The organism is Ginsengibacter hankyongi, from assembly GCF_008710285.1.
Classification (GTDB): domain Bacteria; phylum Bacteroidota; class Bacteroidia; order Chitinophagales; family Chitinophagaceae; genus Ginsengibacter; species Ginsengibacter hankyongi.
In genome coordinates this window covers 1,556,740-1,582,811 of the sequence record NZ_VYQF01000001.1, presented here as the reverse complement: position 1 = coordinate 1,582,811, position 26,072 = coordinate 1,556,740, and the positions used below count along the sequence as shown (strand labels likewise).

Here is a 26,072-nt window from a genome sequence, read left to right as displayed (position 1 = left end):
TAGAAAAATTTTTTTATGACTGAATAGACGTTAAGCATCATAATCTAATTGCGGCCTTAACCATCTTTCTATTTCTTCCACCGGCATATTTTTTCTTTTTGCATAATCTTCCACCTGGTCTTTAGCAATTTTTCCTACTCCAAAATATTTGCTTTCCGGATGAGCAAAATACCAACCACAAACAGAAGACGCAGGATACATTGCCAATGATTCAGTTAAAATAATTCCAGCATTTTGGGTGGCATTCAACAATTCAAAAAGCTTATATTTTTCTGTATGATCGGGGCATGCAGGATAGCCGGGTGCCGGTCGAATTCCCAAATATTTTTCAGCTATCAGTTCTTCTGAAGACAAATGTTCATCGGTGGCATAGCCCCAAAATTCTTTTCTTGTTTTTTCATGTAACAATTCTGCGAAACCTTCTGCGAGCCTGTCGGCAAGCGCCTGCAACATTATCTTGCTATAGTCATCCAACTCCTTATTAAATCTTTCTATGTGAGTTTCTATACCATGAATAGACACAGCAAATGCGCCTATGAAATCGCTTTCCGGCTTTATAAAATCTGCTAGAGAAATATTTGGTTGTCCCGGAGCTTTGGCCATTTGCTGGCGCAAAAATTCAAGGTTTATATTTTTACCGCTTTTTGTCTTCACCTGAACCGTATCATCATTACTCGCATTTGCTTCCCAAAAACCAATGACGCCTTTTGCGGTTAACCACTTTTCTTTAATTATTTTTTTCAAAAAAATCTGCGCTTCATTATAGAGTTTGGTTGCAGCTTCGCCTATTTTTTCATCGTTTAAAATTTGTGGAAACTTACCGTGCATTTCCCATGCAATAAAAAAGGGCTGCCAATCTATGTATTTATAAATTTCATTAAGATCATAATCTTCAAAAACCTTCGTTCCGGTAAAAGTTGGTTGCACAGGGTTAAAACTTTCCCAGTTAATTACTGGTTTATTTTGTTGGGCCTTTTCAAACGGCAATAATGTTTTTGCAGATCTTTTGTTACCGAAGTCCTTTTTCAGTTTGTCATATTCAGCTTTTATAGCTGAAAGAAAAGCAGGCTTCGTTTCCTTATTCAATAAGCTTCCCGCAACAGTCACGCTTCTTGAAGCATCAAGCACATGAACTACCCCATTATCGAATTCGGGGGCAATTCTAACGGCCGTGTGTAAACGAGAAGTAGTGGCGCCTCCAATCATTAATGGGATATCAAAATTTTGCCTTTTCATTTCTTTTGCCACATGAACCATTTCATCCAGGGAAGGGGTAATTAAACCGCTAAGGCCAATCATGGCAACTTTATTATCCCGGGCTGCCTGTAATATTTTCTCAGTTGGAACCATTACGCCCATATCAATTACTTCATATCCATTACAGCCTAATACAACCCCAACAATATTTTTACCAATGTCATGTACGTCGCCTTTTACTGTAGCCATTAAAATTTTTGCAGGGCCAGCGCCTTCTATATTTAATATTCCAGCTTTAATATTTGCTTGTTTTGTCTTTTCTTTTTCCGCTTCAATAAAAGGGAATAAATAGTTCACACTTTTTTTCATAACCCGGGCACTCTTTACCACCTGTGGCAAAAACATTTTACCACTGCCAAACAGATCACCCACTATATTCATTCCGTCCATTAACGGACCTTCGATTACATCGAGAGGTTTGGGGTATTTAAGGCGTGCTTCTTCGGTATCACCGTCAATAAAATCAGTAATACCATTTACTAACGAGTGGCTTAAACGCTTTTCAACCGGTTCATTTCTCCATGCTTCATCTTTTACAATTGCTTTATTTTTTGCTTTAACAGTGTCAGCAAATGCAAGTAATTTATCCGTGCCATCTTCACTCCTGTTAAGAATAACATCTTCACATAATTCTTTTAATACAGGATCAATCTGTTCGTAAATCTGTAACTGGCCTGCATTTACTATTCCCATATCCATACCTGCCTTTATAGCATGATATAAAAAAACGGAATGCATCGCCTCCCTAACGGCCTCGTTACCACGAAAAGAAAAGGAAACATTACTAACACCACCACTCACTTTTGTAAGCGGCATCAGCTTTTTAATTTCACGTGTTGCTTCTATAAAATCGACACCATAATTGTTATGTTCCTCAATACCGGTTGCAATAGCAAAAATGTTAGGATCGAAAATTATATCCTGCGGCTCGTAACCTGCAACAGTAGTAAGTATATCATAAGCACGCTTACAAATTTCAACTTTACGTTGCTTGGTATCGGCCTGGCCATTTTCATCAAAAGCCATAACAATTACTGATGCGCCAAAGCTTTTACAGATAAATGCCTGGTCTAAAAATTTTTCTTCTCCCTCTTTTAACGAGATAGAATTCACAATGCATTTCCCCTGCACACATTTCAATCCGGCCTCTATAATGTTGAATTTAGAAGAATCAATCATTATAGGAATCTTGGCGATATCAGGTTCTGCCTGCAGGAGATTTAAGAAAGTCGTCATCGCCTTTTCGCCATCAAGCAAAGCATCATCCATATTTACATCAAGAATCTGCGCACCGTTTTCTACCTGCTGTCTTGCAACAGACAGCGCTTCTTCATAATTTCCTTCTCTTACAAGACGTGCAAATTTTTTTGAGCCGGTAACATTAGTTCGTTCGCCAATATTTACAAAATTAGTTTCAGGACGAACTACTAAGGGTTCTAATCCTGAAAGACGTAAAAACGGTTTTATAATTTTATTTTCTGTCATCTTTATCTCGTTTTATCAGCCCTGAATACATCAGGCTTCTTCCAAAACCGGCAATTCTCTTGCTTTAAATTTTTTAACCTGTTCGGCAATATGTTTTATATGATCCGGGGTTGTTCCGCAACAGCCACCTACTATATTTACAAACCCTTCTTTTGCCCACTCTTCAATAATGTGCGCTGTTTCTTCAGGTTGTTCATCATATTCCCCAAATGCATTTGGTAAACCTGCATTAGGATATGCTGATGTGTAACAACCTGCAATTTCACTAAGCTCTTCAATATATGGGCGCATTTCTTTTGCTCCCAATGCACAATTTAATCCAACACTTAATGGATTTGCATGAGACACTGAAATGTAAAACGCTTCCAACGTTTGCCCACTTAAAGTGCGTCCACTCGCATCCGTTATAGTGCCACTTATCATGATGGGCAGTTCCTGTTTTTTTGTATTCCTGAAATATTTTTTAATTGCATAAATCGCCGCTTTTGCATTGAGTGTATCAAAAATTGTTTCAATTAAAAGCAGATCAACACCACCATCAACCAAGCCCCTTATTTGTTCGTAATAAGCGTTAGCCACTTCATCAAAAGTCACGGTGCGAAAGCCGGGATTATTTACATCTGGTGAAAGACTCAATGTTTTATTGAGAGGACCAATAGCGCCCGCAATAAATTTTTCGCTTTTACTGTTTGTCTCTGCAAGAAATTTATCAATTGCATTTCGTGCGCATTTTGCTGCCGCAACATTTAGCTCATACGCCAGGGATTGCATATCATAATCTGCCTGCGCTATAGATGTACTGCTGAAGGTGTTGGTTTCAATAATATCGGCACCGGCTTTTAGATACTCTTTGTGTATTGCCTCAATAATCTGAGGTTGCGTAATGCTCAGCAAATCATTATTTCCTTTTACATCTTTATGCCAATCTTCGAACCTTTCTCCGCGAAAATCTTTTTCTTCGAGTTTATAACGCTGAATCATAGTTCCCATAGCGCCATCAATTATAAGAATGCGCTCATTGAGACATTCCTTTATTGTTTTTTTCATTTGCAAAAATTAAAATAGACTTCAATTGAAAATACCTGATGCCAAAAGTGAAATGAAAAAGATAAACGAATTAAAAATCCTGGAGATCGGTGCAGAATGTTTCGTTTATTAGTTCAGATTAATTGACTTTTCGCATATCCCCGGATGAACAATAAACAAATCCGCCAGGGATGGTGCAAAATTAGACCAAAGCAGTTATATATCAAAATGGATTTACCCTACCTTTATGACGAAATTGAATTTTTTAACTCGTCTTTTTCGCGAAGCTTGTTTGCAAATTTTCCAATAGTAAGTCCTTGCACCACTATTGAAAATAATACAACGATGTAAGTTATAGAAACGAACATATCGCCATACATATACTTCGGCACAGACAGGGCCAGTGCTACAGAAATACCCCCACGCAAAGCGCCCCAGGTAAGAATTGGAATGGCATTATTTTCAAACGTTTTCTTACTTTTTAAAATAATTATTGGAATTGAAACCGAGATTAACCTTGCAAATAATACAATTACCACAGCAATGCACCCAAGCCAAAAGAGTGTAAGGTTAAACGCAACGATCAACATTTCAAACCCAATTAAAAGAAATAAGATTGCGTTCATTAATTCGTCCATCAATTCCCAAAACTTACCAAGGTAATCCCGTGTAATATCACTTACTCCTGAGTCCATCCCTTTATCTCCTGTTATTAATCCTGCCATAACCATCGCTAACGGGCCACTTACGTGCAATTCTCCTGCAAGTGAATAACCTCCCATTACAATGGCAAGCGTTATCATTACTTCCACAACATAATTATCAATAGATTTTATAGACCAATAACATAAATAACCTAACAACCAGCCCAGCAATAGTCCACCACCGGTCTCTCTCACAAAAAGCCATAAAACATTCCATACAGAAATATTTGCGAGACCAATTTTTGCAACTTCGTAGAAAGTTATAAACAACACAACACCAACTCCATCATTGAAAAGACTCTCACCACTTATTTTTGTTTCTAATGAGGCAGGAATTTTTGCTCTTTTCAAAATACCAACAACGGCTATGGGATCAGTAGGTGAAATTAACGCTCCGAATAAAAGGCAGTATAAAAAATTAACCTTCAGGCCAAAAATCAAAATAGTTAAGTAAAGAAGAAAACCAACTACGAGCGTTGATATAAGAATGCTAATGGTAGAAAAAGTGAGTATCGCTTTCCTTTCACTTCTCAATTTCTTTACATCGATGTGGATAGCTGCAGCAAATAACAGAAAGCTGAGCATTACTTTTAAAACAACTGTATTAAAATCTATAGCCTTAATTGACTCGATAGTGCTTACAAAAAATTTTGGGTAAATATTATCTAATGTGATTACAACTAGCGATGCAATAATCGAAATTATCATTATCCCGATTGTGCCCGGAAGCTTTATAAAGCGCTGGTTAATATAGCCGAAAACTGCAGCTAACAAGATGATTACTGTAATTATATTATATATTTCCATTGTGTTCTTGTAATATAAGAACTATTTACAGCAATCTTTTTTTCGCACAAAAACAGCCTTGAAAATTTTCCAAAGAAAACTACCAATGGTATTTATGACTGTCACGATTAAATGATTTTATTTGTAAAATAAAAAATGAACTCAGTCTAGCAATTTTTCTGTTCACATCCAGATAATTCAGTTTCTATCTCTATGGTGCTATGATGAATTTTATGATGCATTAATTTATGTTTTAAATTTTGAACCAGATCCATTTTTTCATTAAAGTTCAGGCAATCATTTAAGGAAATATGGGCAGTTAAAGCGTTTTCGGTTGTGCTTAGTGCCCAAATATGAATATGATGTACATCTGTGATGTTTTCCTGGTTGCCTATGAGTTGCTTTATTTCACTTATGTCAATATCAGGTGGAACAGCGTCTACTGATAACCGAAAGCTATCAGCGAGCAAGGACCATGTTCCCACCAATATCACAATCATAATAATAAGACCAATTACCGGATCAACCCAATACCAACCCGTATAAACAATCAAGATACCGCCGGCAACAACCCCGGCAGAAACCAATGCGTCGCTCATCATGTGCAGGTAAGCGCTTTTAATATTAAGATCGCCATGCCTGTTCTTAAAAAACATTAATGCAGTAACCACGTTTATAATAATGCCAACACCAGCCACCCACGCAATTACATCACCCTTTACGGCCTCTGGATTAAATAATCGGCGTACTGATTCAAACCCTAAAATGCCAATAGCAATTAATAAAAAAACTGCGTTGAACAATGCCGCCAGTACCGTAGTTTTTTTATAGCCATAAGTGAATTTTTCGGTTGACTTCTTTTTGGCTAAACGAAAAGCAATAAGTGATAACACAAGGCTGGCAACATCGCTGAGATTGTGCCCTGCATCTGTAAGTAACGCCATGGAATTATTTACAATTCCCACAACAACTTCTATAATTACAAATAATGCGTTAAGGCTTATTCCAATAATAAATGCTTTGCCATGATCGGGAGGAATTATTGCATGATCGTGATGGTGATTATGATTATGATGATGAGCCATTTATTTTAGCATTTAACAGGTATATAGCAAAGGTATCAAAGATGAAGTTGCAAAATTTACGGTTTTGGTAAAGTTTATAAACCTGGTTTTTCTTATTAGAGAATTTTTTAAAGGTTAAATCATGGATTGATTTTTCATATTATAAAATAGATTTACCACAAGTGCTGTCCATCCTGTTTGATGGCTGGCCCCCAATCCACGTAAATTATCTCCATGAAAATACTCGTGAAATAGAACGAGATCCCGGTTTTCATCTCTTTGGTAAAACCAATTGTAAGGCCCATTTACCAGTCGTTCATTTTGTTCATTCTTCTCAAAAATATTTAAGAGCCGACTGGTTATTTCCGTTGCAACTTCTGTGAGCGTTAGATAAATTCCTGATCCTTTAGGGCACTCAACTTTATATTCATCTTCATAAAAATATCCAAAGATTTTTATGGCGTGAATAAACAGAAAATTCAATGGCATCCACACTGGGCCGCGCCAATTGGAGTTTCCCCCGAACATGTTAGATGTGGAATCGGCGGGATCGTAGTGAATTGAATAATGAGAACCCTCAAAATCTAATGAATACGGATTTTCTTGGTAATACTTAGACAGGGCACGAATACCACCATTTGAAAGAAATTCGGATTCATCGAGCACTCTTTCAAGAATGGCAGTTAGTCTTTCTTTACTAACCATTGATAATAAAATACAATCATCATTACTTTTATCCTGGCTGGGAAGATAGTTGTGGTTTTCTTTTCTGTAGTTTTGAAACCATTGCATACGTTTGGTAAAGTCCGTCAATTTATCACGCTGCTCTTTTTCAATAACTGTTACAGCAAATAAAGGGATAAGGCCTATTGCAGATCGCACTTTTAACGGAAAGGCATCTGACTTATTTAGTGAAAGTACATCATAAAAAAACTTATCTTCTTCATTCCACAATCCCATTTCGTTCAACGCTTCGCCTATAATAACAAAATGCTCGTAGAATTTAGTACCCGCATCTTCAAACGATTTATCATACATAGCAATTTCAAGGGCAATATCCATCATTCCAAGCGCATACATGCCCATCCAGCTAGTGCCATCGGCCTGCTCCAAAAGTATATTCCCTTCTAACACCATGCTGCGATTAAAAAGCCCAATATTATCGAGTCCGAGAAAGCCTCCTTCGAAAATGCTATTACCATTTGCATCTTTGCGATTGATCCACCAGGTGAAATTGATGATCAATTTCTGAAATATTTTTTTCAAAAATTCTATATCATTCTTGCCGTACAAATTTTTTTCAGTTCGGTAAACCTGCAGTGCGGCAAAGGCATGAACTGGTGGATTTACATCACTAAAATTCCATTCGTAAGCGGGCAACTGACCTTGCGGATTCATATACCATTCTCTCATTAACAATACTAACTGGTGCTTTGCAAAATCAGGATCAATTAAGGCTAAAGAAATACTATGAAAAGCGGCGTCCCACGCTGCGTACCAGGGATATTCCCATTTGTCGGGCATTGACATTACATCCTGGTTTTTTAAGTATCTCCAGTCGCAGTTTCTGCCATTTTTTCTTTGGTCTGTAACGGGCGTTATTCCATCGCTGGTGTTGAGCCAGCGATCCAAATCATAATGATAAAATTGTTTATTCCACAATAAGCCGGCGAATGCCTGGCGCTGTATATTTTTTTGATCTTCAGAAATGTTAGATGGAATTACAGCATCATAAAACTCATCAGCTTCCTTTTTCCGTTTTTCAAATACCTGTTCAAATTTTTTAGGAAATGGCTCAGCAGTTTCAGTGTTTGTAAGCCGCAAATAAATCGCTGTACTATCCTTTGCCTTTATTTCAAAATTGTAAACAGGGGAGCATTTTGTTCCATCTTTTTTTTGTTTAAGCTTCTCATCATTTTTTCCATTAATGATAGCCTCATGAAATGCATCTTTTACAAATTCAGTTTTGTTTTCTCTATTAAAAAGTTTTTCAAAATTGGTTTCATTTTCTGTAAATAAAACTTCGTTAGCTTCCTGGAAATAAAGAAAATAATCGCCAAGCAATTTATGTTGGGCCTTTACAGCCCGGTTGCTTATAAAGCTTATTGAGGGCTTATTTTTTTCGCCGGCATATTGCCACCTGTTATAAAAAAGTAAAGTTGGTAAAACGGTGAGAGAAGCACTTTCATTTCCGCGATTAATAATTTCAATCTTTATAAAAATATCTTCACTATTATTTTTCGCATACTCAATGTACACATCAAAATATTTATTATCATTAAAAATTCCGGTATCCAAAATTTCATATTCAGGATCTTGTTTGGATAGGCCGCTATTCTTTTTAATAAGATCATCATAAGGATATTGCGACTGCGAGTATTTATACAAATATCTCATATAATAATGCGTCGGAATATTATCGAGATAATAATATAATTCCTTCACATCTTCTCCATGAACTCCCTGCGGATTACTGAGTCCAAAAAGCCTTTCTTTCAATATAGGATCCTTCCCGTTCCATAAGGCAATTGAAAAGCATAAATTTTGATATATATCTGAAATGCCCGCCAGGCCATCCTCCCCCCATCGGTATACGCGGCTTCTTGCATGATCATGTGGAAAATAATTCCATGCATCGCCATCTTCGCTATAATCTTCTCTTACGGTTCCCCATTGCCTTTCGCTCAGGTAAGGTCCCCATTTTTCCAAGGGTACTTCTTTCTTTGAATTTTCGTTTAATCTTTTATGTTCTGCTGTGTTCATCTTATAGATCATCGTTGGTTATTCGGTCAATTGCAAATTGCCAATGCTCATTTAATTAATACTGTAAGCCCATATTTTCTTCATATATGCTTAACCGTTAGTGGAAAAGCCTGGGTACAACAACATTCCTCCATCGGCAAAAATAGTGGTACCAGTTACATAATCCGATTCATCGCTTGCCAGCCATACGGCTACTTTTCCTATATCTTCCGGCTGACCAATGCGGCCATAAGGAATCAAAGTGAGCAACTTGTTTAGTGCTTCAGGAGTATCCCACGCCGGTTTATTTATGGGCGTTTGAATAGCACCGGGGCCAATGCTATTAACTCTTATTTTTTTAGGCGCAAGTTCCTGTGCCAAACTTTTCATCATCATATTAATACCTCCTTTGCTTGCTGCATAATTTGCATGGCCAGCCCATGGAATTACTTCATGAACGCTACTCATGCAAATAATTTTTCCTGCAGCACAACTGCGTTCTTGTACGATACCTCTTCTTAAAAATTCTTTTACTGCTTCTCTTGTACATAAAAACTGCCCGGTTAAGTTTACATTAATAACTAATTGCCAATCTGCCAGGCTCATGCTTTCAATTGGCGAATCTTTTTGAATGCCGGCGTTATTTACCAATATATCAATAGTGCCATATTTATCGTACATCTGTTGAAACATTGCGTGCACTTCATCTTCTTTGCTCACATCAGCTTTTAATGCAATTGCATTGCCCCCGTGTTTTTCAATTTGCTTAACCACATCATCTGCCACCTCGGGATGGCTAACATAATTCACAACAACGTTAGCGCCGTCATTTGCAAGAGCAATTGCCACAGCAAGCCCAATTCCGCTATTAGCACCGGTTACCAGTGCGCTTTGTCCTTTTAGTCTAGGATTAGAATTCATAATTCATAATTTTTAATTGTTAGCCATGGAATATTAAGTCAAATAAGGCATTTGTAAAAAAATAAGGCAATATGGTGGTTTTATTTATTTCATAAATGTTAATAATAAATTACAACCGCCTCAATTTTTCTGGGTTTCTTACGTTCTATCTTCATTCGGCCCTAATTCAAAAACGATAATTTCTTTATAAGAAAAACGCCTGCTTATGAAAATTTTATTTTGTTTTACATGCCTCGCCTTGTTATTTTCAAAAAGCTCTGTTGCACAGGTATCAAAAGTAATACCACAAGAAGCGAATGACTTCTATAATAAATCAATGCCTCTTTTGCGCACGCAGGTAAAAAATATTGTTTTACATACTGCGAAAGCTATTGAAAATCGCAAAATTAACGCAGATAGCCTTACACAAACTCTAAAAGCAAATAAGACATTGAAGCAAATTAGTAATAACGATATTGCAGGCATCATTGTTTTAATTATGGTGCAGGCATCGAAAGATGCGGATGCCGATTTAAAAAACATGGTACTTGCAATAAGCCATTCAAACGAACAAAAAGAGAATTACCAGGATGATGCAAACGAAAGGCAGAATTTGCAACTGCAGATGATAATGGATCGTAAAAGCGATATGGCAGAAGAAGTAAGTTATGTTATGAAAAAAATATCGGGCACACAACAGAACATTATTAATAATTTGAAATAAAATTTCTGAATAAGTAATTGGTGTAACAATATTATTTACTGCCAGATGAAATTATATGCCATCCATTTGACATCTTCTGCAAATAAATATAGCTGCAATGTTCACTTTCATTGTTTGTGTTGGTTAACGAAGTAACCGCTATTACAACTTTACTTTGTTGTGGCGGAATATCCTGTAAATTGAATTTATAGTAACCATTTCCTGCTTCAATAATTTCCTTTATATTTTTTGGATCAGTTTTGTCCATCATTGTTGTGTCCTGGAAATTATAGATTACATAACGATTTATTTTATTATTCACGGTATCCTGTTTAAAATAAAGATCAATAGAGTAATCGTAAATGGCAGGCCCGGAAGTATTCAATATTATTCCAGGCTGAGCCGGTTTTTCAGCATCAATCCAATTCATCGGAGGAACAATTGCCGGATACTTATAATAATTATTTCTCAGGCTATCGCTCCATCCGTTAGGGTTACTGTTAAACGAACTGCTGCTAAAGAAAACGCTTCCTTGTACTTGCGGGTATTCACGCAATCTTTTTATTTGATTCGGTAATTCATTTTTGTTTTTCCACGCATAAGATCTCGCTTCCATTGACCGGTAAATTCCCTGGCCAATATATAATTGCCTTCCATAAGTATGCCTGGCCCACCAATCAATTAGCACTTCGTACCCCACCACCTTTTGCCCAAATTCCCAATACAACTGAGGCACGACGTAATCGATCCATTTCATTTTTAACCATAATAAAATGTCAGCATATAGATCATCATAATTTGTTTGTCCCGCCTTTGTGTTACTTCCTTCCGGATCCTTATCAATATTGCGCCAAACACCAAATGGGCTTATACCAAATTTGCAAAGAGGCTTTTCCTGTTTAATAGTTTTACTAAGCATTAGTATAATAGAATCTACATTACTCCTGCGCCAGGTTTCTCTATCCAATCCATTTCCATATTTTCTAAACGATGCAGTATCCTCAAATTCTTTTCCTTTTATTCTGTAAGGGTAAAAATAATCATCAAAATGAATGGCGTCGATATCATAACGGCTCACCACATCTTTCACAATATTGCATACATATTTTTGAACGTCCTTATTTCCCGGGTCAAAAATTTTATTGCTCCCGTAATTTATAAACCATTCCGGGTGAATCTTTGTAACGTGAGTAGGAGAAATTGATGACGTATTTATATTGAAAACAGCTCGGTATGGATTCATCCATGCATGAAATTCCATTCCGCGTTTATGGGTCTCCGTTATCATAAACTCCAGCGGATCGTAATAAGGGGACGGGGGTTTTCCCTGTGTGCCGGTAAGCCATTCACTCCACGGTTCATATTGAGATGGGTAAAAAGCATCAGCGGCCGGACGTATCTGCACCACAACGGCATTCATTCCATTTCTTTTATGCATATCGAGCAGGTTAATGAATTCGGCTTTTTGGCTTTCTGTACTAAGAAATTTTGTTGAAGGAAAATCAATATTATCAACGGTGGCAACCCACACTCCCCGAAATTCATATTTAGGTTGAGCAGCTATTTTTCCTGATAATAAAAAAGTAATGGCGGTTAAAATGTAGCAGAGGTATTTCTTCATGAATCAGTAATTGAAAAGGGCTAATTTACGTAAACCATTTTTATAATTAAGGCATACCTGTTTTATTTAAACACGATAATAACAAATTATAAAAAAGTGGAGTAATTGAAATTGAAATTATTCGCTCTTGTGATGCAACGGAATTATAGATTCAGCATTAAATTCGTTGCGGTATATCCTTATCAATACAATAAAGTAAGTTATTAATAATGGCCCAAAAACCAATCCTAAAAATCCAAACATACTTAACCCGACGATTACTCCAAAAATTGTAATTACCGGGTGCACATTACCAATTTTGCGGAGCACTGTTATACGGGCAACATAATCAATATTAGTAAGCACAACCAGCGAATAAATGCCAAGACCAACGCCTTGCCAAACATGATCAATAGCAAAAAGATACACTGTAAGCGGTACCCAGATGAGTCCTGTGCCAATGATAGGTATTAAGGAAGCTACGCCTGTAAGAAATCCCCATAGCGCAAAATCGCCCACGCCAAAAATAGCATATCCGAGGGCTCCAACTAAACCCTGTATTAGTGCAAGTAATGGAATACCTATCGCATTAGCTCGTATCATTATATCAGTTTCAGCACTTAGCATTGCCCGGTTTTTTTCTTTTAATGGAATAAAATCGTTTAAATATTTTTCCATTTCAATCCCATGCACCAACATATAATATAAAACAAAGAACATGAGTATTAAATTGGTAATAAAATTTGCTGTACCGCTAAGAAACAGAGGAAGACTACCAGCTATTTGCTTTGTTGCATTTTTTAAAGCCTCGGTATTAAAAAATTCTATGCCTGTTGCTTCTTGTATCTTTTGTGAAAAGCTCTTCACTGCTACCAGCAACTGAACAGGATTATTAAAAAGTGCAACGAGTTTTGGTGTTACCAAAACAACAGCAAGATATACCGGCAGGCAAATAAGGATAGTGTAAGCAAGTATGTAAAGCAAAGCCGTCCAGCCCGGGCTCCATTTCCTTTTTTCAGTAAGCTTTAAATAAGATTTCCTGCTTAAGATGTATAATGTTATCGCTCCTAAAACTCCCGGTAAAAAAACATAGAAATGTTTAAGCATTAATACACCTATAAGTATGATAAGTGCCAATAACATTATTTGCCGCAAGCGGTTATTAAATCCTGTCATTGGATAAAACTAATAATAATTTTATGAAATCAATAGCAAGGCTAAGCTCAATCCTTCCACACAGAAACGCCTTCGCTGCAATTGGCGCAGATGTCAATATTTTTACGGCTGGTCATCAATTCTTTTCGAAATTGTTTATAGTTGTCATTATTCCATATCTCTTTAAAAGACTGATTTTTTAAATCTCCTAATTGATGAGAGGCATCTTTATCAAAGCAGCAGGGGACAACCAATCCATCCCATGTAATAACGTTAGCCTGCCACAGTTTCCAGCAATGATTAGCCAGTTTATTTTTGGCAATGTATTCACCATTTTTGTTTTTCTTATATCGGCTGTACTTTTCGTTTATGGGTATCAGTTGATTTGGGTCATTTTCATAGTCATACACCTGTGCCGTTTTAAAGCGGACTTCATCAACACCTACTTCTTTTGCTAGTTTCTTTATTTCTCCCACCTGGTGTTCATTAGGCTTTACCACGAGAAACTGAAAAAATACAAATGGTGTTTTGCTGTTGAGTTCTTTCTTCCATTTCACAATATTCCTAGCGCCTTCTATTACTTTATCAAGATTGCCACCGATGCGGTATTGCTTATATACTTCCTGCGTAGTTCCATCAATAGAAATAATGAGCCTGTCTAACCCACTCTCCACGGTTTTTCGTGCAACCTCGTCCGTTAGGTAATGAGCATTTGTAGAAGTGGCCGTGTATATTCCTTTGTCTGAAGCATACTTAACCATATCTAAAAAATTCCTGTTAAGGTATGGCTCGCCTTGGAAATAGAAAATCAGGTAAAGAATATCTTTATAAATATCATCAATCGTTTGCCTGAAGAAACTGTTTTCCAACATTCCTGTTGGTCTTGTAAAAGCACGAAGGCCACTGGGACATTCCGGGCAACGAAGATTGCAGGAAGTGGTAGGCTCAAATGAAATAGACATTGGTAAACCCCATTGTACCGGTTTATTAATAATTCTGCTTACATAAAAACTGGAGAGTACTTTAGCTGCATTCCATAATCTGCGCAGGGTAAGTTTTCGTAAAAATCCAATGCTGTCGTTATAATTTATCCGGGGCATACAGCGCAAAGATATATTAACTAAACTATGCAGTGAGTTAAAGAGCCTTTACCGTAAGCGAATCAGTATTGGTGATCAAATCAGGGGAGGTAGTTGCAACCTGTATTAAAGGAGGTTGATTGAAATCCATTTTTTTATTGAGAAATTTATCATAGTTGGCCGCTATAACATTAAACGTAATAAAGTCCATCACAAATCTTCTTGTTTCGTAAGGAAGGTATTTTTTAATATCCCAGAAGTTTGCATTTTTTTTACCACTCTTTTTAATTCCAGACTGTACCCTGCCAGGGCCGCAATTGTAAGAAGCAACGGACAATAAAAGATCGCCATCATAATAAGCTAATTGATCTCTAAAAAACTTAGCGGCAGCCACGGTAGACTTAATAAAATTTTTGCGTTCATCGTATTTACCACCAATACGCAAACCATAATCCCTGGCAAGCTCACCCATAAATTGATAATAACCCACAGCACCCACCGGAGAAACTGCGTTAGCGTGAAACTGCGATTCCAATGCAGGAATCATTTGTAATTCTAAGGGAACTTCGTATTTGTCGAAAATATCAACGGTTTTGGGGAAAAAATTTTCGCCTTTGTTGAAAATATAAATAATGTATTCGCGTTGTTTCTTAGAATAAGACTTTATATATTCTTTAGTTTGCGCTCTATATTCCTCCAGGGTAGCTGGATATACCACTGAAAGTGGATTTATAGCCATAGATGGTTCAGTTCCACGCATCGTTTCAATAGCGCTGAAATCAGGTGAATCAATAATTGATTTTGCTGATGTAGTAAAGCCAACTATAAAAAAGGTTATAATCAGGCCGAATAAGATCTTTGATTGAATAGTTTTCATCACTAATAATTTAAGTGTACTGATGTTCCTGATATTCGCAGGATTTTGTTATAAGCAAAAATTTTCCATTTAAATTCTCAACTTCGTTATTGGAATCAAAAATTTCTTTTGGACAAATCACCAGATTTTTCAGTGTTATTTACTTACGCCTGAAAGCGTAATTAAAAAAGAAGGATAGCAAATTATTAATCAATTAATGAACTTCTTTTTTTTCGCAGGATGTTGCAAAAGTAATACCGAAAATTGGAAGATGCAAGATTTGGGGTTAAAAGACCGTTAAAGAAACAACATGAAAAAAATTATTTTTTTTATAATCAGTTTTATATCAACTGCGTATGCCCAGTCTTCTAAAGAATATTTTATTTCACAAAAAAATATTATTGCCGAAGAAAGGCAAGCCTTTACCAATGCTTTAAACACCGAAAATGCCTCCGGAGCCTCTCAAAATTTCAAAGTGAGCTATTATAGATGCGAATGGAAGGTAGATCCTTCGGTGCGTTATATAACCGGAAATGTTACTTCTTACTTTAAACTTACTTCCGCTACTGATACCGTTTCTTTCGATTTAACTGATAGCCTCATTGTTGACAGCGTAATTGAGCATAGCAAAAAGATTGCTTTTACTCATTCCAATAATATCTTAACAATAGATTTCGGTGCATCAAAATCAAAAGATTCATGGGATTCTGTAAGCATCTGTTACCAGGGCGTTCCTCCCACAACCGGTTTCGGGTCATTCATTAACTCCGTACATAACGGCATCCCTATAATGTGGACCTTGAGTGAACCTTATGGAAGCCGCGACTGGTGGCCTTGCAGAAACGGACTGGATGACAAAGCAGATTCAATTGATGTGATTATTACAAACCCGGCAGCATATACCGCGGCCTCCAATGGGCTAAGGCAAAGTGAAATTATTAATGGTCCGGATAAAATTACTCATTGGAAACACCGCTATCCCATTGCAACTTATTTAGTATGCATGGCAGTTACAAACTATGCGGAGTTTAAAGACAGCGTGCAGCTTGGAAATATTAATTTACCGATGCAAACTTTTTGCTATCCTGAAAATCTTTCTCTGTTTCAGGCAAATACTCACCTGGTACTCGAAACTCTTAAATATTACAGTAGTGTATTTGGCAACTATCCATTTATAAAAGAAAAGTATGGGCATGTACAGTTTGGTTGGGGAGGCGGGCAGGAACATCAAACATCCACATTCATTGTAAAGCCCGATGAAAACTTAATGGCTCACGAGCTCGGGCATCAATGGTTTGGAGATAAAATAACCTGTGCCAGTTGGCAGGATATCTGGTTAAATGAAGGCTTTGCCACGCACCTTGCCAGCATGGATTTCGAAAGAAAATATCCCCTTTTGGTTACGGATACCCGAAAAAAAGAAATCGAAAACATTACTTCCCTTCCGGGAGGTTCTGTTTGGGTTGATGACACCACTAACGTAAACCGTATTTTTAATGGAAGACTTACCTATACAAAAGGTTCTCATCTTTTGTATATGTTACGGTGGAAACTGGGAGATAGTATTTTTTTTAAAGGAATGAGAAGATATTTTAATGATTCCTCTATAGCATTTGGTTTTGCAAAAACAGGCGATTTTAAAAGAAACCTGGAAGCAGTAAGCGGAGTTGTTTTAACAGAATTTTTTGATGATTGGTTTTATGGACAGGGATATCCTTCTTACAACGTGCAATGGACGCAGATTGGAAATGATTATGTAAAGGTAAAAATGAGCCAGGTTACATCAGATCCTTCTGTAAGTTTTTTTGCACTGCCGGTTGCGTTAGAATTTAAAAATGCCACGCAACAAAAAACAATAGTTGTTAACAACACTTATAATGGAGAAATATTTTTCAATCACATCGGTTTTATTGCTGACAGTGTAATTATAGATCCGTATTATTGGTTGATTACAAAAGATAATGTTTCACAAAAAATAAACGATAATATTAACAGTGAAAATTTTGTACAGGCATTTCCAAATCCCTTCACAAATAACCTGAGTATATATCTTCATAATTTCAACAACACAAAAGTCTATTTCAAAATTTATGATGTTAATGGAAGGTTGATGTATCATCAGAATTTTTCAATCAATGAATCATTGTTCCGGGATATTAATACACAATTCTTTTCCAAAGGAGTTTATCTTTTTAGTATACAAACAGGCAACGGATTCAAATCTGTAAAAAAGATTTTGAAACAATAATTTCAGATGCATATTATTGCATGGAATTATTAAGAATAACCTGTGGCAAGAAAAAAGAAACGCTCTTCTTCTAAATATTTTTTCAAAATAATTTTTTGGCTGGCATTTGCATCTGTTACGGCTTATTATGTGGTTAATTATTTTACACAATCATCCGATGTTTTTTATCCTGATTTTCAAATTGCCATTCCGCGTGGATATCAAATCCATGGTATAGATGTGAGTAAATATCAAAATGTGATTAACTGGAAGGAAGTAAAAGCAATGGATGCCGATGGAATTAAAATTGGCTTTGCATTTATAAAAGCCACTGAAGGTGTTGGCAATGTTGATAACCAATTCAGGCGTAACTGGCTTAAAGCCGGGGAGCAAAATATTTACAAAGGAGCTTATCATTTTTTTATTGCCGGCAAAAGCGGAAGAAGGCAGGCCGCCAATTTTATAGAAATAGTAGATTTAAAAAACGGAGATCTTCCCCCGGTAATAGACATTGAAAAAACATTTGGTGTTTCTCCTGCCGAAATAAAAAAAGAAGTAACAGAGTGGCTTACCGTTGTACAAAAATATTATGGCGTTCGCCCGGTAATATATACCAATATCGATTTTTATAGTAAATACCTGCAAGACTCTTTTGATGATTACCCTATTTGGATAGCGCATTATTTACAACCCGTAAAACCACGGATTGACCACAAGTGGATGTTTTGGCAGCACAGCGAAAGCGGCAGGGTAAACGGTATTAAAGCTCCTGTTGACTTTAATGTTTTTTCAGGTGATAGTACAGATTTTAAAAACCTGCTTATTCAATAATATTTATTTGATAATGAACAGCAATTAATCGGTATGATCAGCTATAATAAACCAGTTTGTCTTTATTTTTTTGAATAATAAAGTAAAATAACCCCCAAGGCTACCCGAAGATCTTTGCAAATCCCATTTACCAATAACATAATAATATAAAGAAGAAAGAGGTTTCATTTCAAGCACATCGAAGTTAAGTCTCCCCATGGATGCAGTATCCGGATAATGTTTTTTATAATTATTGAGCGTGGTATGCCAGCCGTATGTAATTCCTGATTTTCCTATAAACATTAAAGAATCATTTTGCCAATAACCTTTCATAAAATCATCAATACTGCCAGAGTTCCAGGCATTCACTTGTGTAGACAAAACTTTACGAATAGCAATTTTGTCTTTCCTGGATTGAGCAAACGATGATAAAAAAGAAAATATTACCAGGCCTGCAATAAAAAGTTTTTTCATGTACCGAAAAAAAATAAAAATAATAATTTAATCAATGAGCGTGTGTATTACCTGTGCGAAACTGGCCGCAGTAACGAAAATTTAAAAAATGGGCAAATAAAATCAGCGAGACAGCAGGAACCAAAAAAAGAAATTCGTGTGAGTAAAATACCTGTTTTAGAACTAAAAACATAAATCCTCCCGTAAAAACAATTAACGGTTTCCAATTTTGATGATGGCGCCGGTATCCGTGCGATAGAGAATAACATCCTACTACAAATGCAATCCCTATCATCGTCCATTCGAATAAAGAATTATTAATGATGTTTATCCCAAATAAAGGAAGGGAGGTTAAGATTAACGGCAATATGGCGCAATGGATAGCGCAAGCTACGGACGTTATCATGCCCATCAAATCCCAATTAATACGTTTTAAAAAACTTATCATAAAAGCAAAAATAAGTATATTTGCAACAACGATGCATAATTATAAAACAATTTTTTTAATCATGGTTTAAATTTGCACTTTATATATTACGTACAGTAAAATCTACTACCTCTTTAAAATATGAAAAAGAAATTATTTATATATGGAAGCTTCTTTGTTATACTAATCACTGTATTCTATTTTTTGCTTTTTGCCGGTAATGATTATTATAAAGTAAAACTGCCGGTGATGAATTATGTACAAACCTTTTCGTTTACCGGGCAAGATGGAAACATAGTTAACGAACACAACGTAGATGGGAAAGTATATGTAGCTGATTATTTTTTTACAACCTGCAAAGGTATTTGCCCAAAGATGAATGCAAACCTTGCTACAATTTTCGAAAAATTCAGAAACGATAGTGACTTTGCTATAATCTCCCATACTTCTATGCCTGAAACAGATTCGATTCCTTTGCTGAAAGCTTATGAAGGAAAGATGGTTGGCCTGAATCCACAATATGCAGCTAAATGGTATTTTGTAACAGGCACAAAAGATTCGTTATATAAAATGGCCCGGCAAAGCTATTTATTGGATAATGATAAAAATAACAACGATAATATAAAAGATCATTTTATTCACACCCAATTTTTTGCACTGGTCGATAAAGCAAGGAGGGTGCGTGGAATTTATGATGGCCTTAAAGAAGATGAACTGCATCGATTGCAGCAGGATATTGAAAAATTATTAAAGGAACCTGCGGGGGATAATATTTTTAATCATTCAAATTTTAGCAATACACCGGGGTAATATTTTATGACCGATGAAGTAAAAAACATATTAAAACAAAATCGTTTAAGCGTAACTGATAGCCGCTTAAATATTCTCGAACTTTTTCTTAAGCACACTAGTGCGCTTTCGCATGCTGATATTGAAAAAAACAGTGCTGAGCCTTTCGACCGGGTCACTGTTTACCGCACTTTGCAAACGTTTGTAGAGAAAGGTATCATTCATCTTATTCCTACAAAAGATAATTCCATTAAATACGCCTTATGTAAAAACGATTGTGCACCGGGCCACCACCACGATAATCATGTTCATTTTATATGTGATGAATGCCACAAAACCATTTGCCTCGATGAAGTAAATGTGCCGGTAATAAAGTTACCCAAAGGATTTAAACCACAACATTCGGAGATGGTTGTAACGGGGGTTTGCGGCGAATGCAAGTAAATTATTTGACAACATCTTCTATCCAGTCGCCCATAACTTTTAATGCTTCAGGAGCAAATGTTTCTTCAAGTTCTCCATATTCGCCAATGGTGCATTTTCTACAATGCTGAAATAAATGATTAAGCCCCGGCAGCTCTATTGTTTTGTAATTTTTGGACTTACTTTTTTTAAGCGCTGATTCAATGGCCGGCAAATTTATTTTTGGATCAACCTGTATATCTTTTGAACCATTCAATGCAAGAACCGGTATGGAGAGTTTCTCCAGGTCTTTTGCAGGATCATGTGTTAAGAAAAATTTCCACCATTTGGAATGGAATAAAATATACCTTGATTGAAAAGAAGCAATGGCTTCTTCATCTGTTCCATGAATGAGAGCTTTCAATGTTTCCGGCGATTGCTTTTTTTTCCAATCGTAATATATTTTTGATACTTCATTTTTATAATCACCCACATTTACATAAGATATGGCAGCATTAACGATTGCACGATGGAGGTCAAGAAATTTTTGAATCAGAACCTCACTCATGCCGGCACTTTGCATAGGTAAACTATTTTGGTAATCGTTTATTACTGATCCCGGAACTCCTGTGCCAGCGAGTAATACAATAAACGATACATCCTTGTCTCGGGCGGCTACCATGGGCGCAATCATTCCTCCTTCACTATGCCCAATTAATCCAATGCGCTTAACATTTACATCTTTCCTCGATTCAAGATATTTAATCCCGGCTTCAACGTCATTGGCAAAATCCGCTGACGAGGACGTATCAAAGTTGCCCGTAGTTTCTCCCATTCCTCTATCGTCCACTCTTAAAACTGCAATTCCTCTTTTGGTTAAGTAATCTGCAATTACAGCAAATGGTTTATGTTCAAAAATATTTTCATCCCTGTCCTGTTTTCCACTTCCTGTTATTAATAAAACCGTCGGGTATTTTTTATTTAAAGGTCCCTTCGGTTTTGTAAATGTTGCGCCATATTTCATTGAATTATCGGCATTGGAATATACCACGTCTTCACTTAAATAATTAAACGGCGGCTTTGGGGTTTGTGGCCTTTTCGGTGGCTCAAAAGTTGATCCGTTTGTTTTTGAAATATTAAGAGCCAATTGCCCATTGCCCTGGTGCCACAAACCTGCTATGGAATCTTTTGTAATAAATTTTCCCTTATAAAATCCTGAAATAATTTTTAAACCAATGGTTATACTATCATCGATAGCGTCAATCTCGCTGCATGGCAGATTTTTAGCATTTTGGGAAGGGCTGTCCCACTTTCCATGCACTTTTCCTAAACTGTCATTGTAAAAATGAAATACTATTGGAATTTGGTTTCCATTCACGCTGATATTTCCACTCCAGTTACCAATAATATTTTGGGAGAAGGAAAAAGATGAAACCAGCACGAGAATGTTTACAAAAAAAAGTTTACGCATTTTTCATAAAAATACATAAACTTCTTTCAGAGCTCTGTTGAGATAATTTTTTTGAATTGATTTTATTTACTACCAAAAACATTTTTCAAAATATCTGTCACCCGGGCTGCAGGGTCTTTCCTAATGTTTACTTCTTCTTGTGCCACATAATAAAATAACCCATCAAGTGCTTTCCCCGTTACGTAGCTGTTAATGTCGGCATCAACAGGCTTACTGGTAAATCTATTGTAAGTACTAAACACGTCTTTCCAGTATTTATTAGCGTCTGTTTTTTTAAGAGATTCTTCAATAACCGGGCGAAACGCGGTAGTTAATGCAGGCGAAGTAGTTTTTCTTAAATAGCCGGTTGCAGCCGTATCGCTTCCTCTTAAAATATTTAATGCATCCGTTACAGTCATCTTTTTTATAGCATCCAAAAAAATAGGAGCCGCTGCTTTTGAGGCATCTTCTGCTGCGCGGTTCATGCTTAATTCAGCATTATCCACCAATTTTCCAAAACCTAACATTCGGATTTTATTTTCAACATCACGTATCTGTTGTGGCAATAATATTTTTACAGCAGCATCTTTAAAAAATCCGTCAGTAGCAGATAATTTATCGCCGCTTTTTTTTGCACCTAATGAAAGAGCTTCTTTTAAACCTGAAACAATTTCATTGCTTGATAAATTAGAAGAAGATTTGGAACCTGATTTTTTTCCAAATAAAGAACTTGCTTTTTTGAACATTCCATTCAGGTTACCCGATGAATCTTTTTGAGCAAATAATAAAACCGAAGCAAGTAAAAAGATAATTGAGGTAAGAATTTCTTTCATAGAGAAGTAAATTAAAATAGAAATCAAATCTACCCTTTAAACCATAAACCAAATGTGAAAATTAAGTAAGGATCGATGTTTGAAAGGGGCCAAATAAAAACGCATTTTCTATTTCTTTATTATGAGATTGGCTTCCTTTACATTTGAAATTTATACCCAACACCTTTAACAGTTGTGATACAATCGTTACCAAGCTTCTGTCTTATTTTCCTTATGTGTACATCAATAGTTCGGTCCCCAACTATAACATCAGATCCCCAAACTTTATGTAGAATTTCATTACGTAAAAAAACTTTAGATGGTTTTGAAGCCAGCAAAGCAAGCAATTCAAATTCTTTGCGGGCCAAGATAATTTCTTCATTATTGAAAGTAACAATATATTTTTCCCGGTCAATTTTAAGATCGCCAATTTGCAAAACGCTACCTGATTCTTTTATAATCCTTCTAAACAATGCATTCACACGGCTTACCAATACTTTTGGGCTTATAGGTTTGGTAATATAATCATCACCGCCTGTTTCCAGTCCTTTAATTTCAGTACTGTCATCGTTTAACGCCGTTAAAAACATAATGATGGTATGTTCAAACGCAGGAAGTGTTCTTAGTATTTTACAAACCTCAAATCCGGTTTTACCCGGCATCATCACATCAAGAATTATTAAATCAGGATTGTGGATTTTAGCTAATTCTATTGCTTCATTACCATTCCTGGCAGTAATAACTACATACCCCTCAGATTGCAGGTTAAAGCTCACAATCTCGAGGATATCGGGCTCATCATCCGCAATTAAAATTGTCCTCGGCTTGGTTTCTTGTGCCATAATAGGCAAACCTATATTAAAAAAAATTCTGATGGAAACTGTTTACAATTTTTTAATATTGAGTTTATACGTAAGGGGATTGATCACCATTGACATATCTTCTTAAAAAAAGGTTAATCCCAATTATGAAGCAGCCTTTTGGGTGCCTGTAATCTCTTATAAATCAGGCAAAGCAATAAATTTGCAACCATTGGTCGTATTTTTGCTACTTAGCTTATACAAATTATGAGGCTTACTTTTTACATTTTCACTACTTATTTTTTTATTCCGCTTTTTACCCTTGCTAACGGCGATACTACAACTATCCCTTTAAACAGGCAGGTTTTTCATGACAAGATTATTGCGCAGCAAAAAAGAGCGGATAAGGCCGATGGCCGTATTGACGGATTGATAAAAGTTTCTACCAATCCTGAAATAAATCTGCAGGTAACTGATGCTATTTTCAGAAAAATAAATGTTTTAAGGAACGATATCGAAATTAATGCCCAACTCGCTACTAATAATGATAAAATACGTTACTTGCGTTATGTGGAGTACCTGGTAAGAGATTTTACCAATAACTGGAGATCCCACAAAATTGAACCTGCGCTTGCGCCGTTGCTGGTTGATAATTTTGCCGACATAATGTATGCCAATCTAAGAGGTGAAAGTATGGCAACGCTCATTCAAAACGTGCCTTACGAAGTAGGGTTAATTAACTCGCAAATATTTGATGAAAACCCCGGGTACAAAGAGAGTCAGAAGATCTTATTCTTGAAATTTTGCAAGCTTTATCCGGATAAAATTTTAGCGTATATAGGGCCCTATGTAAATGAACCATTTGCTGATTCGTTAGTAATTGCAGCCTTTATAAATAATCCGAGCCAGTTATATTCTTATGCGCAGGCAGTAGGTAGCCCTCAGGGGAGGTTAATAAGACGAAATAATGATGTACGGGTAAAAACCATAGTAGCATTAAGCAACGTTCAGCGTGCACTTTTCTATTTTCCTTTTTTAGATGATCTCATTAAGGGACGTCAAACAATAGAAACCATTGCGAAGTACGCAGGCTCTTCAGACAAAACTTATGACAGTGTGGGCTATTTTAAATTACTAGTAAGAACAGAGGAAAATTATTACCCAAGGCTTGTGGCCGGTGACACGCCTGTTGCTATGATTGGTTCAGATGGATTAATAGACATGCTGAAGAGAAAGGCTGTTCAACATTTTATTAAACCTATAAACGATCTGCATGAAAGCCCAAATCCTGCTGTACGGTTCCGCGCCATTGAACCCCTTAGCGCTGAAGATTTATATTATATGATGGTATTTGGAGAAAATGATATTTATACTTCGAGCTATAAATATGCATTTGACAGAATGATGCAGAAAATGGGGCCCGTGCCACATGGAGATTCTTTGCTAATGACCTTAAACTTTGACCATTTTAAAAAGTTTATTAAAATGGCAGCAGAATACAACAAGCTGGATGTCTTTTTAAAGAGTATGCCCGCGGGTGAATCCGAAACGTTGATGCAGGCTTTTGTTTCTAATCTTGAAAAAACCGGAAGCCTTGAGGACGCGGTTGATGTTGCTGATGCTTATGGAAGTATCGCTAACCCTGTATTGCAAAAATCAATGCTGAATAATGTTGAAGCAAATGAGCAGAGATGCCTGAAAGATAATAACGAACATGGAAGTAAAATCTATAATCTTTTAAGAATTATATTTCTTTCTTCTGATGAAAAAAATGGAATTGATCTTTCAAAAGAAATTGGAATTCCACCGGTGTTTACAGTTAATTATAATTACCTGGCAGATGACTCGGGCCGCATTATTGAACAAGTATTTTTCTATGGAGATAAGGATGGCAAACAATCTTACAACAGCTACCTTACTTCTTTTCCGCGAAGTGACTGGCAGATTACACAAAAGAAAGAATGGATAGAAATAAAATCGATTAAAGGCAAGCCCATCTGGATATTTGCCAACCTCCCGCTGGACAATGAAACTGATAAAGACGCAGACGCTCAAAAAGATCTCATTAATTATCTGGAGGCTATTGGACTGAAACCGTCAATTGTTATACATCGTGGCCATAGCTATCACCTGCCTTATACCATACAGCAGCTTTCCGAAAATGCAAAAATCATCATGTTGGGTTCATGTGGTGGATATCAGAACCTTAAAACTATTTTGAAATTCGCCCCGGAGGCTCACATCATTTCAACAAAACAAACAGGTGCAATGGATGTAAACAAACCTATTATTGACGCACTGGATAATACGCTGCGCAATGGGGAAAATATTGACTGGAGGCAAATGTGGGCAGGACTAACCAACTACTTTAATAAAACTTCAAGAGAAACAAGGGAAACTTTTGAAGATTATATTCCACCACAAAAAAACCTCGGCGCCTTATTGATAAAAGCGTATAGCCGTGGAGGTGAGGTAGTACAATAAGCCACATCATCCGTTTAATTCTGAATTGGTTTCCGTAATTTTTGAAATCACTTGTTCTCTT

General features: G+C 36.4%; 21 protein-coding genes. 6 read left to right on the top strand and 15 right to left on the bottom strand.

Annotated features, from left to right (window positions below; genetic code table 11):
- Positions 1-30: 30 nt before the first annotated feature.
- The 6 genes from metH to FW778_RS06550 form a co-directional block, all read right to left on the bottom strand.
- Entirely contained in the window at positions 31-2,742 is a 2,712-nt protein-coding gene (metH, locus tag FW778_RS06575; RefSeq protein WP_150413802.1) for a methionine synthase, read from the bottom strand.
- A 30-nt stretch (positions 2,743-2,772) separates the two neighbouring features.
- A complete protein-coding gene (locus FW778_RS06570; protein ID WP_150413801.1) occupies positions 2,773-3,789 on the bottom strand; it encodes a homocysteine S-methyltransferase family protein in 1,017 nt (338 codons plus the stop codon).
- Between the two features lie 224 nt (positions 3,790-4,013).
- Entirely contained in the window at positions 4,014-5,279 is a 1,266-nt protein-coding gene (locus FW778_RS06565; protein WP_150413800.1) for a cation:proton antiporter, read from the bottom strand.
- A gap of 146 nt (positions 5,280-5,425) precedes the next feature.
- The gene (locus tag FW778_RS06560) at positions 5,426-6,343 is read right to left on the bottom strand and encodes a cation diffusion facilitator family transporter (protein ID WP_150413799.1); all 918 of its coding nucleotides are present in this window, start codon (positions 6,341-6,343) and stop codon (positions 5,426-5,428) included.
- A gap of 114 nt (positions 6,344-6,457) precedes the next feature.
- Entirely contained in the window at positions 6,458-9,085 is a 2,628-nt protein-coding gene (locus FW778_RS06555; protein ID WP_150413798.1) for an MGH1-like glycoside hydrolase domain-containing protein, read from the bottom strand.
- A 90-nt stretch (positions 9,086-9,175) separates the two neighbouring features.
- Positions 9,176-9,985: an SDR family oxidoreductase gene (locus FW778_RS06550; protein WP_150413797.1), complete on the bottom strand. Its 810-nt coding sequence runs from the start codon at positions 9,983-9,985 to the stop codon at positions 9,176-9,178.
- Positions 9,986-10,190: 205 nt separating this feature from the next.
- Here FW778_RS06550 and FW778_RS06545 point away from each other — a divergent pair, with 205 nt between their 5' ends.
- Positions 10,191-10,688: a hypothetical protein gene (locus tag FW778_RS06545; RefSeq protein ID WP_150413796.1), complete on the top strand. Its 498-nt coding sequence runs from the start codon at positions 10,191-10,193 to the stop codon at positions 10,686-10,688.
- Positions 10,689-10,719: 31 nt separating this feature from the next.
- On the opposite strand, the gene FW778_RS06540 is transcribed toward FW778_RS06545, so the two are convergent.
- The 4 genes from FW778_RS06540 to FW778_RS06525 form a co-directional block, all read right to left on the bottom strand.
- The gene (locus tag FW778_RS06540; RefSeq protein ID WP_150413795.1) at positions 10,720-12,288 is read right to left on the bottom strand and encodes a glycoside hydrolase family 10 protein; all 1,569 of its coding nucleotides are present in this window, start codon (positions 12,286-12,288) and stop codon (positions 10,720-10,722) included.
- Between the two features lie 117 nt (positions 12,289-12,405).
- Positions 12,406-13,410 carry an AI-2E family transporter gene (locus FW778_RS06535; RefSeq protein WP_262714407.1) on the bottom strand — a complete coding sequence of 335 codons (1,005 nt, stop codon included), beginning with the start codon at positions 13,408-13,410 and terminating at the stop codon, positions 12,406-12,408.
- 80 nt (positions 13,411-13,490) lie between these two features.
- Complete coding sequence (locus FW778_RS06530) at positions 13,491-14,522, bottom strand: radical SAM/SPASM domain-containing protein (RefSeq protein ID WP_150413793.1); 1,032 nt, start codon at positions 14,520-14,522, stop codon at positions 13,491-13,493.
- 37 nt (positions 14,523-14,559) lie between these two features.
- The gene (locus tag FW778_RS06525; RefSeq protein WP_150413792.1) at positions 14,560-15,378 is read right to left on the bottom strand and encodes a lytic transglycosylase domain-containing protein; all 819 of its coding nucleotides are present in this window, start codon (positions 15,376-15,378) and stop codon (positions 14,560-14,562) included.
- Between the two features lie 289 nt (positions 15,379-15,667).
- On the opposite strand from FW778_RS06525, the gene FW778_RS06520 reads away from it, so the two are divergent.
- Together FW778_RS06520 and FW778_RS06515 are read left to right on the top strand one after the other, a co-directional pair.
- Positions 15,668-17,605, top strand: a complete 1,938-nt coding sequence (locus FW778_RS06520; protein WP_150413791.1) for a M1 family aminopeptidase — start codon at positions 15,668-15,670, stop codon at positions 17,603-17,605.
- A 42-nt stretch (positions 17,606-17,647) separates the two neighbouring features.
- Positions 17,648-18,415, top strand: a complete 768-nt coding sequence (locus tag FW778_RS06515) for a glycoside hydrolase family 25 protein (RefSeq protein ID WP_150413790.1) — start codon at positions 17,648-17,650, stop codon at positions 18,413-18,415.
- A 24-nt stretch (positions 18,416-18,439) separates the two neighbouring features.
- Here the strand turns inward: FW778_RS06515 and FW778_RS06510 are convergent, their stop codons facing one another.
- The gene (locus FW778_RS06510) at positions 18,440-18,868 is read right to left on the bottom strand and encodes a Cif family virulence factor (RefSeq protein ID WP_150413789.1); all 429 of its coding nucleotides are present in this window, start codon (positions 18,866-18,868) and stop codon (positions 18,440-18,442) included.
- A 31-nt stretch (positions 18,869-18,899) separates the two neighbouring features.
- Positions 18,900-19,253 (bottom strand): MerC domain-containing protein, encoded by a 354-nt coding sequence (locus tag FW778_RS06505; RefSeq protein WP_235906173.1) that lies wholly within the window; start codon positions 19,251-19,253, stop codon positions 18,900-18,902.
- A 162-nt stretch (positions 19,254-19,415) separates the two neighbouring features.
- On the opposite strand from FW778_RS06505, the gene FW778_RS06500 reads away from it, so the two are divergent.
- Complete coding sequence (locus FW778_RS06500) at positions 19,416-20,084, top strand: SCO family protein (RefSeq protein WP_150413787.1); 669 nt, start codon at positions 19,416-19,418, stop codon at positions 20,082-20,084.
- A 6-nt stretch (positions 20,085-20,090) separates the two neighbouring features.
- Positions 20,091-20,507, top strand: coding sequence for a Fur family transcriptional regulator (locus tag FW778_RS06495; RefSeq protein ID WP_150413786.1), 417 nt, complete (start codon positions 20,091-20,093; stop codon positions 20,505-20,507).
- A 1-nt stretch (position 20,508) separates the two neighbouring features.
- Here the strand turns inward: FW778_RS06495 and FW778_RS06490 are convergent, their stop codons facing one another.
- The 3 genes from FW778_RS06490 to FW778_RS06480 form a co-directional block, all read right to left on the bottom strand.
- On the bottom strand, positions 20,509-21,936 hold the full coding sequence (locus tag FW778_RS06490; RefSeq protein ID WP_150413785.1) for an alpha/beta hydrolase family protein: 1,428 nt from the start codon (positions 21,934-21,936) through the stop codon (positions 20,509-20,511).
- A 62-nt stretch (positions 21,937-21,998) separates the two neighbouring features.
- Positions 21,999-22,748 (bottom strand): DUF4197 domain-containing protein, encoded by a 750-nt coding sequence (locus FW778_RS06485; protein WP_150413784.1) that lies wholly within the window; start codon positions 22,746-22,748, stop codon positions 21,999-22,001.
- Positions 22,749-22,885: 137 nt separating this feature from the next.
- Positions 22,886-23,569, bottom strand: coding sequence for a response regulator transcription factor (locus tag FW778_RS06480; protein WP_150413783.1), 684 nt, complete (start codon positions 23,567-23,569; stop codon positions 22,886-22,888).
- 225 nt (positions 23,570-23,794) lie between these two features.
- On the opposite strand from FW778_RS06480, the gene FW778_RS06475 reads away from it, so the two are divergent.
- On the top strand, positions 23,795-26,011 hold the full coding sequence (locus FW778_RS06475; RefSeq protein ID WP_150413782.1) for a hypothetical protein: 2,217 nt from the start codon (positions 23,795-23,797) through the stop codon (positions 26,009-26,011).
- Positions 26,012-26,072: the final 61 nt, after the last annotated feature.

What these genes read in the sequence shown, in the direction of transcription:
- metH (WP_150413802.1), bottom strand. Translation starts at nt 2,742, where the DNA reads ATGACAGAAAATAAAATTATAAAACCGTTTTTACGTCTTTCAGGATTA.
- FW778_RS06570 (WP_150413801.1), bottom strand. Translation starts at nt 3,789, where the DNA reads ATGAAAAAAACAATAAAGGAATGTCTCAATGAGCGCATTCTTATAATT.
- FW778_RS06565 (WP_150413800.1), bottom strand. Translation starts at nt 5,279, where the DNA reads ATGGAAATATATAATATAATTACAGTAATCATCTTGTTAGCTGCAGTT.
- FW778_RS06560 (WP_150413799.1), bottom strand. Translation starts at nt 6,343, where the DNA reads ATGGCTCATCATCATAATCATAATCACCATCACGATCATGCAATAATT.
- FW778_RS06555 (WP_150413798.1), bottom strand. Translation starts at nt 9,085, where the DNA reads ATGAACACAGCAGAACATAAAAGATTAAACGAAAATTCAAAGAAAGAA.
- FW778_RS06550 (WP_150413797.1), bottom strand. Translation starts at nt 9,985, where the DNA reads ATGAATTCTAATCCTAGACTAAAAGGACAAAGCGCACTGGTAACCGGT.
- FW778_RS06545 (WP_150413796.1), top strand. Translation starts at nt 10,191, where the DNA reads ATGAAAATTTTATTTTGTTTTACATGCCTCGCCTTGTTATTTTCAAAA.
- FW778_RS06540 (WP_150413795.1), bottom strand. Translation starts at nt 12,288, where the DNA reads ATGAAGAAATACCTCTGCTACATTTTAACCGCCATTACTTTTTTATTA.
- FW778_RS06535 (WP_262714407.1), bottom strand. Translation starts at nt 13,410, where the DNA reads ATGTTATTGGCACTTATCATACTTATAGGTGTATTAATGCTTAAACAT.
- FW778_RS06530 (WP_150413793.1), bottom strand. Translation starts at nt 14,522, where the DNA reads ATGCCCCGGATAAATTATAACGACAGCATTGGATTTTTACGAAAACTT.
- FW778_RS06525 (WP_150413792.1), bottom strand. Translation starts at nt 15,378, where the DNA reads ATGAAAACTATTCAATCAAAGATCTTATTCGGCCTGATTATAACCTTT.
- FW778_RS06520 (WP_150413791.1), top strand. Translation starts at nt 15,668, where the DNA reads ATGAAAAAAATTATTTTTTTTATAATCAGTTTTATATCAACTGCGTAT.
- FW778_RS06510 (WP_150413789.1), bottom strand. Translation starts at nt 18,868, where the DNA reads ATGAAAAAACTTTTTATTGCAGGCCTGGTAATATTTTCTTTTTTATCA.
- FW778_RS06505 (WP_235906173.1), bottom strand. Translation starts at nt 19,253, where the DNA reads ATGATAACGTCCGTAGCTTGCGCTATCCATTGCGCCATATTGCCGTTA.
- FW778_RS06500 (WP_150413787.1), top strand. Translation starts at nt 19,416, where the DNA reads ATGAAAAAGAAATTATTTATATATGGAAGCTTCTTTGTTATACTAATC.
- FW778_RS06495 (WP_150413786.1), top strand. Translation starts at nt 20,091, where the DNA reads ATGACCGATGAAGTAAAAAACATATTAAAACAAAATCGTTTAAGCGTA.
- FW778_RS06490 (WP_150413785.1), bottom strand. Translation starts at nt 21,936, where the DNA reads ATGCGTAAACTTTTTTTTGTAAACATTCTCGTGCTGGTTTCATCTTTT.
- FW778_RS06485 (WP_150413784.1), bottom strand. Translation starts at nt 22,748, where the DNA reads ATGAAAGAAATTCTTACCTCAATTATCTTTTTACTTGCTTCGGTTTTA.
- FW778_RS06480 (WP_150413783.1), bottom strand. Translation starts at nt 23,569, where the DNA reads ATGGCACAAGAAACCAAGCCGAGGACAATTTTAATTGCGGATGATGAG.
- FW778_RS06475 (WP_150413782.1), top strand. Translation starts at nt 23,795, where the DNA reads ATGAGGCTTACTTTTTACATTTTCACTACTTATTTTTTTATTCCGCTT.